The organism is Sphingomonas sp. UYAg733 (assembly GCF_054057355.1).
In genome coordinates, this window is sequence record NZ_JBSRZE010000002.1 from 200,352 (window position 1) to 214,208 (window position 13,857).

The window sequence follows — 13,857 nt, forward strand, 5'->3', positions numbered from 1 at the left end:
TCCCAGCGCGGTATTGGATTATATAAGGAAGCTTATTATATGTGCAGCCATGAGCGATACACTCGGATTCCTTCTTAGCGATGTTTCGCGCCTGATGCGGCGGCGTTTCGACGAGCGCGCGCGCCTGATCGGCGTGACGCGTGCGCAGTGGCGTACGCTGTTTACCGTGTCGCGCAATGAAGGTGCCAACCAGGGCGGATTGGCCGATATCCTCGAAGTCGAGCCGATCACCCTGTGTCGCATGATCGACCGGCTGGAGGAATCGGGCCTGGTCGAACGCCGCCGCGACCCCAGCGACCGTCGCGCCTGGCAGATTTTCATCACGCCCAAGGCGCGCCCGCTGCTCGATCAGCTCCACAAGATCGGCGAAGACATGTTCGCCCATGCGCTCGACGGCGTAACCCAGACGGAGCGCGACGAGCTGGTCGCCGCACTGACCCTGATCCAGAACAATCTGAACGACGCCCCGAAGGGCAAGGAGGCCAGTCATGGCTGATGCAGACCCAGTGATCGACCGCAGCCAGGCAATCGCGATCGACATCCCCGCAACCGAGGACCTCCCCATGGTCAAGCGCCGTAGCTGGCTGCGTCCGCTGCTGATGTTCAGCGTACCGCTGCTGATCCTCGCGGTCGGCGGCTATTTCTGGCTGATGTCGGGCCGTTACGTCTCGACCGACAACGCCTATGTGAAGCAGGACATGGTTTCGATCAGCCCGGATGTCAGCGGTCGCATCGTCCAGGTCTCGGTCAGCGAAAACCAGCGCGTCAAGGCCGGCGACTTGCTGTTCCGGATCGATCCCGAGCCCTATCGCATCGCACTGGCGCAGGCCGATGCCGCGATCGCCAATGCGCGCGTGCAGGTCAGCACCATGTCGACCGATGTCGGCGGCGCCGATGCCGATATCGAAAGCGCCCGCGCCGACATCCTGCTCGCCCAGGGCACCTATAATCGTCAGGTCGCATTGATGAAGCGCGGCTTCACGACGCGCGCCAGCCTCGATGCGGCATCGCATGAACTCGCCGCGGGCAAAGCCAAGCTCGCCACCGCGCAGGCTGCGGTGGCCCGAGCGCGGAGCCAGCTCGGCAGCGGCAGCACCTCGTCCGCGGCTCCAGCCGCGATCCAGACGGCGATGGCGCAGCGCGAACAGGCCGCGCTCAATCTCGCCCGGACCGAAGTCCGCGCGCCCAAGGACGGCATCGTCAGCCAGACCGGCCGCCTGCAAGTCGGCAACATCACGCCGAGCGGCGTGCCCGCGCTGAGTATCGTGGTCAGTCAGGGCACCTGGCTCGAGGCGAATTTCAAGGAAACTGACCTTAACCATATGGCCGTCGGCCAGCCTGCGGAGATAACGCTCGACGCCTATCCCGGGCTCAAGGTCAAGGGTGTCGTCGCGAGCATCGGCGCAGGCACGGGCTCGCAATTCTCCGTCCTGCCGGCGCAGAACGCGACCGGTAACTGGGTCAAGGTGACGCAGCGTATTCCGGTGCGCATCGCGATCGACGGCACTCCCGCCCGTGCGATGATCGCGGGGCTCAGTGCCGACGTCTCGATCGATACCAAACCCCATGGCTGAGCTCGTGCCCGGCGCGCCGCTGCTGCCCGTGCGGCAGCGCGGCTTGCTGACCGTCGGCGTGATGGGGGCGATGATCATGCAGATCCTCGACACCACCATCGCCAATGTCGCCCTGCCGCATATGCAGACCAGCCTCGGCGCGACAGTCGATACGATTACCTGGGTGCTGACCAGCTATATCGTCGCCTCCGCGATTGCGATTCCGGCCACTGGCTGGCTGTCCGGCCGGTTCGGCTCGCGCAATCTGTTCTTGTTCGCGGTCGGCAGTTTCATCGTCGCATCGATGCTGTGCGGGACAGCTGTCAGCCTTGAAGAGATGGTCGCCTTCCGCATCTTGCAGGGCGTCGCCGCCGCCTTTATCGGCCCGCTGTCGCAAACCGCCATGCTCGACATCAACGCGCCCGAGGATCAGGCAAAGGCCATGTCGGTCTGGGGCATGGGGGTGATGGTCGGCCCGATCATGGGGCCCGTGATCGGCGGATGGCTGACCGAAAGCTATAGTTGGCGCTGGGTATTCTATGTCAATCTGCCGATCGGCATCGCGACCTTTGCGATCCTGTGGTTCCTCCTCCCCTCGCGTCCGCGCGAAACCCGCTCGTTCGACATCACCGGCTTCGCGCTGATCGGCATCGCCGTCGCCAGCTTCCAGCTGATGCTCGATCGCGGCCAGCAGGAGGATTGGTTCTCCAACTGGGAGATCATCGTCGAAGGCGGCGTTGCGATGGCCGCGCTATGGATGGGCATCGTCCACCTCGCGACCGCGAAAAAGCCCCTGTTCGACCGCGCCCTGTTCAAGAACCGCAATCTGGTCGTCGGCATGTTCTTCATGGTGGTGATCGGCATTTCGACCATGGCGCCGATGGCCTTGCTGCCGCCGATGCTGCAGTCGCTGTTCGGCTATCCGGTGATCGATACCGGCCTGATGCTGGCCCCACGCGGAGTCGGCGTGCTGTTGTCGATGGCGCTCGCCGCGCGGCTGATGGGCAAGGTCGATACGCGCATCGTGATCGCGGTCGGACTGGTCATCTTCGCCTTCTCACTGCGGCAAATGGCGGGCTGGTCGCTGGAAATGGATTTCTGGCCGGTGATCATCAGCGGTTTCGTCCAGGGCATCGGCATGGGGCTGGTCTTCATGCCGCTCAACTCGCTTGCCTTCGCTACGCTCGGCGGCGCGCACCGGACCGACGGCGCCAGCCTGCTCAACCTGATGCGCAGCATCGGCCAGTCGGCCGGCATCTCGATGGTCACGACATTGCTCGCACGCAATCTGCAGCAAAGCCATTCCGACCTCGCCAGCCATGTGACCTCGGCGACGATCCCCGCGCTCGATCTCGGCGCACTCGATCGCTTCGGCAGCCTGTCGGACGGCGTGTTTGCCTTTGCCGACGGCATGATCAACCAGCAGGCGGCGATGGTCGCCTATATCGACGATTTCTACCTGATGGCCTGGATCTCGATCGCCGTCGTGCCGCTGGTCCTTCTGTTGTCCAAGCCAAAGGGCAAGATGGAAGCGGTACACGCCGAATAGGCGGATCAGCGCGTCGCGCGCCCGCTAGCGCATCATCGTCGCGATGAACTCGGCAATCGGCGGCGTCTCGTCAAAGGCCGGCACGCCATCGGCGATTACCACCCAGGGCTGCTTGCGCTTGACCCACATATGCAAGCGCGGGCTGAGCCGATCGCTTTCATCAAGCGTGCCGGCGCGCAACACTGCAAGTCCCGGCCGCGCGCTGTTCGTATTGAAGATGCGCGTATGGCATGTGCCGCAGAAGCGCTGATGCGATTCATGCCCGCTCGGATTGGTGAAGCGATACTCGACCACCGGCCCGGCCACGCTGATCGCGCCTTCGGGCAGCAGCGCACTCTGGGTGAACGCGCTGCCCGCCCAGGTCTGACAGGTCAGGCAATGGCAGCAATACGTCGCCGGCGCCGCATCCAGCGCCAGCACGTAGCGGACGGCACCGCAATGGCAGCCGCCCTCCACGCTCATCTCAGGCCGCTTTCTTCAGATGGCGACGACCGAGCAATTCCGCGATCTGCACCGCATTGAGCGCGGCACCTTTCCGCAGATTATCGCTCACGCACCACAGGGTCAGCCCATTCTCGACCGTCGAATCGTCGCGCACACGGCTGACGAAAGTGGCAAATTCGCCGACGCATTCGATCGGCGTGATGTACCCGCCATCCTCGCGCTTATCGATCAACATCACGCCGGGTGCCTCACGCAGGATATTCTGTGCCTGCTCGGCGGACATCTCGTCCTCGAACTCGATGTTGATCGCTTCGCTATGGCCGACGAACACCGGCACGCGCACGCAGGTCGCGGTCAGCTTGATCTTCGGATCGAGGATCTTCTTGGTTTCGACCACCATCTTCCATTCTTCCTTGGTCGACCCGTCGTCGAGGAAGCTGTCGATATGCGGGATCACGTTGAAGGCGATCTGCTTGGTGAATTTGTGCGGCTCGGCCGGATCGCCGACGAAGATGTTGCGGCTCTGCTCGAACAGCTCGTCCATGCCTTGCTTGCCCGCGCCGGACACCGACTGATAGGTCGAGACGACGACGCGCTTGATCTTCGCCACATCGTGCAGCGGCTTAAGCACCACGACCATCTGCGCGGTCGAGCAATTGGGATTGGCGATGATGTTCTTGCGCAGATAACCATCGATCGCCTCCGGATTCACCTCCGGCACGATCAGCGGCACGTCCGGGTCCATGCGATAGAGCGACGAATTGTCGATCACCGTGCAGCCCGCCTTGGCCGCGATCGGCGCATAGACCGCAGTCGCTTCGGAGCCGATCGCGAACAGCGCCATGTCCCAGCCGGTCCAGTCGAAATGTTCGATATTCTGGACCTTGAACTGCTTTCCGGTGTCGCCGTAATCGACCATCAGGCCCTGGCTGCGCGACGACGCCACGACGGCGATCTCGTCAGCCGGAAATTCACGCTCCGCAAGTATGTTGAGCATTTCGCGCCCGACATTCCCCGTCGCGCCTGCGACCACAACCCGGTAACCCATGTTAACTCCCATTCGTCAGCACGGGGCGCGGTACTCCCGCTGACGCCGCCACGCAAGCAAGCGGAGCTTTATCGCGCCCCACAGAAGCTTGGCGAAAGCCCGCTATTTCGCGGCCGGCCCGTTCTTCACTTCGCGGTCGAGAAAGTTCAGGATCGTCGTCCAGACATGGATGTCGCGCACCGCCGAATGCGTCTTGCCGGGATAAAGCATCATCTCGAACGGAACGTTCTCCGCCTGCATCTTCGCGGCGAACGCGGTGCTGTTGTCGAGCACGACATTATCGTCCGCCATGCCGTGAACCAGCAGGAGCGGATCGGCGATCCTCGCCGCGTCATCGATCGCATCGGACGTCGCATAGGCTTTCGCGTCCTTCCTGGGATCGCCCATGTAACGCTCGGTATAATGCGTGTCGTACAGCTCCCATTTGGTCACCGGCGCGCCCGAGACACCCGCTGCATAAACACCCGGATTGGCCTCAAGCATCTTGAGCGTCATATAGCCGCCATAGGACCAGCCATAGGTCGCGATCTTGCCGGCATCGACGAACGGCTGTTGCTTGAGCCACTTTGCGCCGGTCAGCTGATCCTCGACCTCGACCGAGCCCATCGCGCGGAAGATCTGATCCTCGAACGCGGTGCCCCGATTGGCCGAACCGCGATTGTCGATCTGGAACACGACCCAGCCCTGGCTGACGAGATACTGGTGCAGCGCGCTGCCCCAGTTGCGGCTGACGGTCTGCGAATGCGGCCCGCCATAATGTTCGAAGAACACCGGATATTTCCGGCCCGGTTCGAGGACCGGGGTCAGCATCTCGTAATAGAGCGTGCTGCCATCGGCCGCCTTCAGCGTACCGAAGGTCGGTGATCGGTGCTGCTGCACGAACGGGAAATAGGGGTGGCCCGGACGAAGCGCGTTCTCGTTGATCCATGACAGCCGCTTGCCCGCGGCATCGCCGAGATAGACTTGCGTCGGCTGATCGGGATTGGAACGTGATACGATCATTCGCGATGCGTTCACGTCCATCGTCGCGCCGTTCCACCAGCCCGGTTCGGTCAGTCGCGAAATGACATTCGGTCGCGCGATGTCGACCGAATAGACGTGCTGTTCGAGCACCCCATCCTTGTTGCCGGTGAAGAAGATGCGCCCCTTCGCCTCGTCGAACCCGACCATGCCTGTGACCACCCATGCCCCCCTGGTCAGCTGCGTCCATTTGCCGCCCTTGAAGCGGTAGAGATGCGCATAGCCGTCACGTTCCGACGTCCAGATCAAACCTCCCTCGTTCAGCGCGCGGTACCCGTCGTTGAGATTGACCCAACTCTTTGACCCCGATTTCTCACTGAACAACGGGGTCGATTTGCCCGTTGCCGGATCGACCTCGAGCATGTCGAGCACGGTCTGATCGCGGTTCTGGCGCTGCACGAGCAGTGATTGCCCATCGGCCGTCCAATCGACTCGCGCGAGGTAGATGTCGGTTGCCTTGCCCAGATCGACCTTTACGCGGCCACTGCCATCGGCGTTCATCACGTAAAGTTCGACCAGCACGTTCGGCGTGCCGGCAGCGGGATAGCGCTGGTCGAACACCTTGGTGCCATTGGCGCCGATCGCAGCGCGGGTGACCACGCCGACCGGCGCTTCGTCGAACCTTTCGACCGCGAGCCGCCGGTCGCCCGGTGCCCACCAATAACCGGTGCGACGCCCTATTTCTTCCTGGGCGACGAATTCCGCCTCTCCCCAATGCACGGTGCCCGCACCGTCATCGGTCAGCGCCATTTCCTTCCCGTCAAGCGGCTGTACGAACAGGTTCTGGTCACGCACGAAGCTGACGAACGCGCCGCCGGGGCTGATCTTGGGGTTCAGCTCGCCGGCCGCCGTCGCGGTCAGGCGTGTCACCTTGCCGTCGAGCGTCGCCAGATAGAGGTCGCCGTCGAGCGGCACGAGGGTCGATTTGCCGTCGGGTGACCATTCATAAGCGACGATGCCCCTGGACCCGCCGATCCGTGCGCGTTCGCGCTGCATCTTTTCGGCTTCTGAAAGCTCCTCACCGGTGCCGAGCTTCTTCGAATCGACCAGCATCCGCTCCTTGCCGATCTTCGTGTCGAGCACCCAAAGGTCGAGCCGATCCTTGTCGTCCGCTCTTGGGCGCAGCGATGTAAGCAGGCTGCCGTCAGGCGACAGCTTGAGCAACTTTGGTTGCGCCCCTGCCAAATCGGGCGATGCGTAGACCCGCTGCAATGTCAGTTTCTGCGCCGTCACTGCCTGCGTGGCGGGCACCGGCTCAGCCGCCATGGCGGGCACAGCGATGCCCGCGAGCATAGCGCCCGCCAGCAGCCAGGATTTCCGCATCATCCATCTCCAGTCCCGAATTACCTGCGCCACGCGAATGGCGGAATACCGCGCGTTATCGCGGGGCTTCGGGTTTGGGTAAAGGGGCGATAGTCGGATCTCAGCCGGCGACCGGCTGCGCTCCAATTGCCGCCTTGCCGCTCTTGCGCAACGGCAGAGTTCGCCCGGCAATGATCGATCGCCAGGCCCATTCGACCGGCGCGATAGCGTAATCGCGCAGGTAACGGTTCGCCGCCCATAACAGCAATGCGTTCACCGCCAGCGCGGTCAGCATCAGCCCCATCCAGCCCTGCTGCCCATACAGGCCGAGCGTGAACGGCGGATAGAGTATCCACAGGCAGATAATGGTCTGCAGGATATAAAGGGTTAGTGCCGTGCGTCCGGCCGCTTCGAACGGCTTTAGCAATTTCGTACCGGCGACCGTGCCGAGCAGGATGTAGACCAGCCCGATATGACCGATGGTGGTCGCCAGCCGCGTCACTTCGCCGGTCGCCAGGATCATGTGCGGGTAATCGTCGAACCGAGTCACCCAATAGGCCATCACGGCGCGGCCGGTCAGGCCGATCGCATAGGCGATGAGCGTCGCGCGAAAATAGAAGGAGCGCGAGCGGCTGCCCTGAATGATTCCCCATTTGAACAACGCTGCACCGATCAGCATCGTACCGGCGGCTTCCCACACAAAGGCCCATTCGATGAACGTGGCATCGCCGAAACCGTCGGAGAAACCCCAGAGGAAAAGGATGGTCGTCCACGCAGCCTTCGCCCAGCTTATAAAGGTGCCGCTGACATCCGAACGCGCCTTGTCCTCGGCGGCGATACGGGTGGCGTCCTCGGCCTTTTTCCTGGCGCGTTTATCGGCACGCCCGGCCTGATCCTTGACCTTTGCGATCTCGGTCGCGGTAAGCTTCTGGCCGGCGTCAAGCTTCGCGTGCAATTGCGCGACCTCGGTCCGCGCCTGCTGCGCCATGCGCAGACCGATACCCCCGCCGATCAGCTGGAGCATTGCCAGGGTCAGGCCGATGCCGAGCAGAACCTTCGGCCCGCAGCGACGAAACAGGAAAGCGACCATCGCCGCGATGCCGTAGGTATGAAGAATGTCGCCCGGCCACAACAGGATGAAGATGTGGACCAGTCCGAACAGGAACAGCACGAAATTGCGCCAGTAATACCCGCGCAGAACCGCCGCTTCACCGAACAGAACACCCCCGATCCGGCGGATGCGGCCGGCGGGATCGGTGGCCGAGGTCTCCAAGGCGCCTGCCGCGCGATCGGTCAGGATCACCATGCCGACGCCGAAAAGCATTTCGAGCATGCACCGCGCGGTGCCGTCGGCGAAGATCTCGCGCAGCCACCATGCGACCTGATCGGCCTGGGTCCAGCCCAGATGCCGGACATCATCGAACGACGCCCAGAGCGACCCGCCCATGTCGTTGATGTTCATGAACAGGATGCCGAGGATCGCGATACCGCGCAGGATATCCAGCCCGGCGACACGCGGCGCGCCGTCCGGCTCCACGGCCGTGGTCATCGATACGTCGCTCATTGCCCGCCCTTTCGAAACCCCTGGCCAGAATAAACCTGCCGGAAGGTGTATTGTAAATATCAAACAGCGCGAATGAAAGAATCGACCGCAAGTCCTGCGGAGGTTTGAAACCGGTGCCACCGGCGTTAAGGGCATATGATGGACTATCCCGATGAACCAGAAACCCGGACCTGGATCGACATCGTTCGCGAAAAATCGACCTACGCCTTCGGCGTCCTGTTCCTCCTGTCCTGGTTCGCCCTGCTATACTTCATGTTCCGCGACCTGATGTAAGCGGCAGGTCGGCTGCGAATATGGCCGACTCTCCTTCGAACGTGGGATGCGCGATCATCCCGGACATAGCATCGCCCACTCCGCAATGACGTTCATGGAGTTTGGGATGTTCGACAGCTTTACGATCCGGGGCCCTGGCCATCGCCACCTGCTCACCGGTACGGGCCTTGCGGTCATGGTCTTCCTTACTTCGCCGATGGCGCATGCGCAGGAAGTGGCCGGCGGCAACGTGACAGGCGGCGCGGCCACCGCGGTCGGTACGGGATCGCGGGCGGATACCCGGTCCGTCGCGGTCGGCCGATCCGCACGAGCCTCCGGCACCGCCTCGGTCGCCATTGGGTACCGGTCGATCGCGACGGCGGTCGACAGCACGGCGATCGGGGCCAATGCCGAAGCGCGCGCCGCCGGCAGCGCGGCGATCGGCGAGAACGCGGTGGCCAGGGGGACGGATTCCGTCGCGATCGGCAGGAATTCGACCACGACGTCGAGCGAGGATCGCACGGCGTCGTTCGGCAACAGTTCGCTTGAACGCAGACTGATCCACATCGCCGACGGCATCGCCGATAGCGATGCCGCCACGGTCGGTCAGATGGCGGCCGGCAATGCGGCCACCTTGACCGCCGCCAACGCCTATACCGATGCTGGCAATGCGGCCACTTTGACCGCAGCCAACGTCTATGCCGATGCCGGCGATGCGACCACCTTGATCTCGGCCAACGCCTATACCGATACCGGCAATGCACAGACGCTGGCTTCGGCGCAGGATTTCGCTCGGGCCGGGGATGTGGCCACGCTGGCCAGCGCGCGATCCTATGCCGATCAGGTAGGTGCGCAGACGCTAGCCTCGGCCAATTCCTATACCGATGCGCGCATCGCCGGACTGCAGTTCGATTTGCGCCAGGTACGCCGCCATGCCGACGCCGGCACCGCGGCGGCGATCGCTGGCGCGAACATCCCGCAATCGGTCGAACCTGGCCGCACGACGATCGGCATCGGCGGCGGGACCTATGGCGGCGAACAGGCCTTTGCGATCGGCGCATCGCATCTGATGGCGAATGGCCGTGTCGCGATCAAAGGCAGCGCGAACTTCAGCGGCGGCGACGGGTCCGGCGGTGGCGTCGGGGTCGGTTTCAGCTTCTAAAGTCAGGAGGGCGCGGCGGCCGCAGCTTCTGAAACCAAGAGGCGCGGCGGCCGCGCCGCCGTGCCCCCGATCAGTTCTTGCGGCGAAAACAGCCCGCGACATGATCGTCGAAGATGCCGCACGCCTCCATCCAGGCATAGACGATCACCGGCCCGACGAATTTGAAACCGCGTTTCTTGAGCGCCCTGGATATTCCCTCCGACAATGGCGTTTTGGTTGGCAAGTGAACGCCGTCACCAACGATCGGCGCGCCGCCCGCCATGCCCCAGATAAAGGCCGAGAAATCCTCGCCCGCGTCACGCATCGCCAGCCAGGCGCGGGCATTGCCGATCGTCGCGACGATCTTCGCACGCGAGCGGATGATGCGGGCATCGGTGACCAGGCGCTCGATATCCGCTTCATCGAAACGCGCGACGATCTCCGGATCGAAGCCTTTGAAGACCTCACGAAACGCATCGCGTTTGCGCAGGATGATGCTCCACGACAATCCCGCCTGAAAACCGTCGAGCATCAATTTTTCCCACAGCGCGCGACTATCCTGCTCGGGGACACCCCATTCCAGATCGTGATAGTCGCGCATCATCGGGTCGTTTCCCGCCCAGGGGCAGCGCTCGATAGTCATGCGGTTCGCTTGCGGAACGGCAGGCGCCGCCATTCGACCAGCGACCGCCACGCCCATTCGACCGGCGCGATACGGAAGTGCCGAAGATAGACATTGGCCAACCACAACAGGCCAAGATTGATGATCACGGCTGTCACCATCAACGCTGCCCAGCCCTGCGTACCGTATAAGCCCAGCGCGAACGGTGGATAGAGCAGCCACAGGCAGATCAACGTCTGCATGACATAGATCGATAGCGCGGTGCGTCCGGCGGCGACCAGTGGGTGCAGCAGTTTCGAACCCAGCACACTCATGGCGAGCAGGTTGACCAGCCCGACATGACCCAGGGTCATCGCTTGTCGCGCAATCTCCTGCGTCGCCCAGATCGTGTGCGGGGCATTATCGAAGCGCATGGTTTCCTCGGCACCGATGATGCGCAAGGTGCAGCCGATCAGATAGGCGAGGACGGTCATACGCCAGTAGAAGCGCCGCGATCGCTGGCCCTGCAGGATGCCAAGTTTGAACAACGCCGCGCCGATCAGCATCAGGCTTGCCGATTCCCAGACGGCAAATAGCTCGCCAAAGCCGAACAAGCGTTCGGCACCCATGCGCAACTGCTCGACAAACCAGTTGCCGGTCGTGCCCGACCGATCACTGTCTTCCTTTGCAACCTCAGCTTTGCGCTCGGCGCGATCCTTTTCGCGCTTGGCCTTGTTCTTGACGATCTCGGTCAGCTTCTTCTTTTCAACGACCGTCAGCGCCTGCCCGGCGTCGCTCTTCGCCTGCAGCGCGATGCTTTGGGCCTGCCGCTGGATGCCGGTGTAATAGCCGAAATAACCCCCGCCAAAGAGCTGCAGCAACGCCATGATCATGCCGATGCCAATCAACCAGCGCGGGCTCAAGCGGCGGAACCAGAACACGATCAGCGCAGCCATGCCATAGGTATGGAGGATATCGCCGCCCCACATCAGGATGAACATGTGCGCGAGACCGAAGAGCACCAGGACGATGTTGCGCCAGTAATAGCGGCGCATCGCGGTCCATCGCCCGGCCGCCTGCACCGCACGGTCGGTCAGGATCACCATCCCGGCACCGAACAGCATTTCGAGCAGGCAGCGCGTCGTACCATTGGCAAACACTTCACGCAGCCACCAGGCGACCTGATCGTTCGGGCCCCAGCCGAAATGCCGGACATCGCCACCGGCGCGGAACGACGCGCCCATGTCGTTGATGTTCATGAACAGGATGCCGAGGATCGCGACGCCGCGCAGGATATCGAGTACCGCGATCCGCGGCGCGCCATCCGGCTCCTCCACCTGCGCCGACGTCTGTTCGCTCACCCTCAGTTCCCCCGAATTGCCGGTTGTTGGTAACGCAATCCCGGAGTGTATTGCAAACATAAAACACTGTGGCGGATCGGACCGACGCAGGGCGGCGCGGTGGGCGCCCGTGCAAACGACAATCCCACACCGCGCGCGAGCAAGCGGATTTTCCGGATTTGCCCCTAGGCGAACAGCCGTTCGGTCATGCATGGAGCGTCCAAAGGAGTATGAATATGACCGTTTCGAGCGGCTCACAGGCTGCGGTGCAGGAACTTGCGGATACTTTTGGTGCCGTGCCGACTGCGATCAACGCATTCTATGCGCAAGGACAGACCGAGGGAGTTAACATCGCCGTGTTTGCCGACAGTCCGGCAGAAGGAGTGAACTCGGTCGGTACGGTGACACTATCGGACCATGACCTGAAACTCGACCCGGCCGAATTGCGGTTGGAGATCGTCGCGATCTACCCATCGAGCGCGGTCAGTTTTCCCAACGCCATCGCCGACTGTGCCGTTGCCACCTTTCGCGACGGCGCTCCGCTGCAACGAGGCGCGGTGCATCCTTATGTGATGACGCGATATGATTTATCGCAAACCATGGAGCATTTGATGTTTACCCTGCCCTTTTCATGGAAGGGCGGCCCCAAAACGCTCACGCTTGATGATCGCACCACTGCCTGGTTGCAGGCTGTGCCGATCTCGGAAGCGGAGCGCGCCTATGCAGAACGAGAGGGCGCCGCGGCTCTGGAAGAGTTGCTGGCGCAGCATAAGGTCGATGTTACCGACCTGAACCGGGAATCGGCAGCCTTTGTTCGCATAGCCTGACGGCCCAGGCAGAAACGAGAAAGGGCGCGGAAGACCATGGTCTTCCGCGCCCTTTCTTATTCGCAGCCTGGCTGATCGCGCCGATTACTCGGCGGCGACGGTGCCCTTGGCGGGACGCGTGTCGCGGCGCTCGGCGATACGTGCCGACTTGCCGGTGCGGCCACGCAGATAATAGAGCTTTGCACGACGGACGGCGCCCTTACGGACCACCTCAATCGAATCGATGTTCGGCGAATAGAGCGGAAAAACGCGCTCGACGCCTTCACCGAACGAAATCTTGCGCACGGTGAAGTTCGAACCCATGCCCTTGTTCGAACGCGCGATGCACACGCCTTCGTAGTTCTGGACGCGGGTGCGTTCACCTTCGACCACCTTCACGCCGACCTTCAGCGTGTCGCCGGGGCGGAATTCCGGGATCTTCTTGTTTTCGAGAAACTTGGCGATGTTCTCGGCTTCGATCGTCTGGATGAGATTCATCTCATTCGTCCTTCGTCTTCGCGTGCGCGCCAGAGGGCGACTGGACCCGAGCACCGATATGGCGCTCCCAAAGGTCCGGCCGTCTTAGCCGTGTCTCGGTCTCGGCCATCGACTTTCGCCAGGCCGCGATCCTCGCATGATCCCCCGATCGCAGCACTTCGGGGATCGTGCGCCCTTCCCACGTCGGTGGTCGGGTATAATGCGGGTATTCGAGCAGCCCCGTTTCGAAGCTCTCGTCCACACCGCTGGAAGCCGCGCCCATTACGCCGGGAAGCAGCCGAATGCAAGCGTCGAGCAGGACCAGCGCGCCCATCTCCCCGCCCGACAGGATATAGTCGCCGATCGACACTTCCTCGACCTCACGCGCTTCGAAGATGCGTTCGTCGAATCCTTCGAACCGGCCGCATAAAATCGTAACCCCAGGGCCGTCGGCGAGTTGCCGCACACGCGCCTGAGTCAGCGGCGCGCCGCGCGGCGTCATCGCGAGCACGGGTCGATCCCCGGGTACGCTATCGATCGCCGCCGCCAGCACATCGACGCGCAACACCATCCCGGCCCCGCCGCCGGCTGGTGTGTCGTCGACCGTGCGATGCCGATCGATCGCAAAGTCGCGGATATTGACTGCGTCGAGCGACCATTTGCCTTCGTTCAGCGCGCGCCCGGCAAGAGAAATACCGAGCGGCCCAGGAAACATCTCGGGGTAGAGCGTTAAGACGGTGGCGGCGAAGGACATGACTCT

General features: G+C 62.8%; 14 protein-coding genes. 6 read left to right on the forward strand and 8 right to left on the reverse strand.

Annotation, left to right across the window (positions count from 1 at the left end):
- The first annotated feature begins 49 nt into the window (after positions 1–49).
- From ACVWZA_RS05960 to ACVWZA_RS05970, 3 genes are read left to right on the forward strand one after another with little or no spacing between them, the layout of a single operon-like run.
- Positions 50–496 carry a MarR family winged helix-turn-helix transcriptional regulator gene (locus tag ACVWZA_RS05960; RefSeq protein WP_457310253.1) on the forward strand — a complete coding sequence of 149 codons (447 nt, stop codon included), beginning with the start codon at positions 50–52 and terminating at the stop codon, positions 494–496.
- Positions 489–1,574 (forward strand): HlyD family secretion protein, encoded by a 1,086-nt coding sequence (locus ACVWZA_RS05965; RefSeq protein ID WP_457310254.1) that lies wholly within the window; start codon positions 489–491, stop codon positions 1,572–1,574. Before ACVWZA_RS05960 ends, ACVWZA_RS05965 begins: the two co-directional genes overlap by 8 nt.
- Positions 1,567–3,102 carry a DHA2 family efflux MFS transporter permease subunit gene (locus ACVWZA_RS05970; protein ID WP_457310255.1) on the forward strand — a complete coding sequence of 512 codons (1,536 nt, stop codon included), beginning with the start codon at positions 1,567–1,569 and terminating at the stop codon, positions 3,100–3,102. The genes ACVWZA_RS05965 and ACVWZA_RS05970 overlap by 8 nt, the downstream gene beginning before the upstream one ends.
- Before the next feature lie 24 nt (positions 3,103–3,126).
- Here ACVWZA_RS05970 and ACVWZA_RS05975 read toward each other — a convergent pair whose 3' ends face one another.
- The 4 genes from ACVWZA_RS05975 to ACVWZA_RS05990 form a co-directional block, all read right to left on the reverse strand.
- Complete coding sequence (locus ACVWZA_RS05975) at positions 3,127–3,564, reverse strand: GFA family protein (RefSeq protein ID WP_457310256.1); 438 nt, start codon at positions 3,562–3,564, stop codon at positions 3,127–3,129.
- Position 3,565: 1 nt separating this feature from the next.
- A complete protein-coding gene (locus ACVWZA_RS05980) occupies positions 3,566–4,594 on the reverse strand; it encodes an aspartate-semialdehyde dehydrogenase (protein ID WP_457310257.1) in 1,029 nt (342 codons plus the stop codon).
- A gap of 102 nt (positions 4,595–4,696) precedes the next feature.
- A complete protein-coding gene (locus ACVWZA_RS05985) occupies positions 4,697–6,937 on the reverse strand; it encodes a DPP IV N-terminal domain-containing protein (protein WP_457310258.1) in 2,241 nt (746 codons plus the stop codon).
- Positions 6,938–7,037: 100 nt separating this feature from the next.
- Entirely contained in the window at positions 7,038–8,480 is a 1,443-nt protein-coding gene (locus ACVWZA_RS05990) for a DUF418 domain-containing protein (protein WP_457310259.1), read from the reverse strand.
- A 138-nt stretch (positions 8,481–8,618) separates the two neighbouring features.
- Between ACVWZA_RS05990 and ACVWZA_RS05995 the strand changes: the two genes are divergently transcribed.
- Positions 8,619–8,753, forward strand: a complete 135-nt coding sequence (locus ACVWZA_RS05995) for a hypothetical protein (RefSeq protein WP_457310260.1) — start codon at positions 8,619–8,621, stop codon at positions 8,751–8,753.
- Between the two features lie 106 nt (positions 8,754–8,859).
- Positions 8,860–9,894, forward strand: a complete 1,035-nt coding sequence (locus tag ACVWZA_RS06000; RefSeq protein WP_457310261.1) for a YadA-like family protein — start codon at positions 8,860–8,862, stop codon at positions 9,892–9,894.
- Positions 9,895–9,964: 70 nt separating this feature from the next.
- Here ACVWZA_RS06000 and ACVWZA_RS06005 read toward each other — a convergent pair whose 3' ends face one another.
- Together ACVWZA_RS06005 and ACVWZA_RS06010 are read right to left on the reverse strand one after the other, a co-directional pair.
- Complete coding sequence (locus ACVWZA_RS06005; RefSeq protein ID WP_457310262.1) at positions 9,965–10,516, reverse strand: DNA-3-methyladenine glycosylase I; 552 nt, start codon at positions 10,514–10,516, stop codon at positions 9,965–9,967.
- Positions 10,513–11,835 (reverse strand): DUF418 domain-containing protein, encoded by a 1,323-nt coding sequence (locus ACVWZA_RS06010; protein WP_457310263.1) that lies wholly within the window; start codon positions 11,833–11,835, stop codon positions 10,513–10,515. Before ACVWZA_RS06010 ends, ACVWZA_RS06005 begins: the two co-directional genes overlap by 4 nt.
- Positions 11,836–12,050: 215 nt before the next feature.
- On the opposite strand from ACVWZA_RS06010, the gene ACVWZA_RS06015 reads away from it, so the two are divergent.
- Positions 12,051–12,641 (forward strand): suppressor of fused domain protein, encoded by a 591-nt coding sequence (locus ACVWZA_RS06015; RefSeq protein ID WP_457310264.1) that lies wholly within the window; start codon positions 12,051–12,053, stop codon positions 12,639–12,641.
- 84 nt (positions 12,642–12,725) lie between these two features.
- Here ACVWZA_RS06015 and rplS read toward each other — a convergent pair whose 3' ends face one another.
- Positions 12,726–13,118, reverse strand: a complete 393-nt coding sequence (gene rplS, locus ACVWZA_RS06020) for a 50S ribosomal protein L19 (RefSeq protein ID WP_034158471.1) — start codon at positions 13,116–13,118, stop codon at positions 12,726–12,728.
- A 1-nt stretch (position 13,119) separates the two neighbouring features.
- On the reverse strand, positions 13,120–13,851 hold the full coding sequence (gene trmD, locus ACVWZA_RS06025) for a tRNA (guanosine(37)-N1)-methyltransferase TrmD (RefSeq protein WP_457310265.1): 732 nt from the start codon (positions 13,849–13,851) through the stop codon (positions 13,120–13,122).
- Between the last annotated feature and the right edge of the window lie 6 nt (positions 13,852–13,857).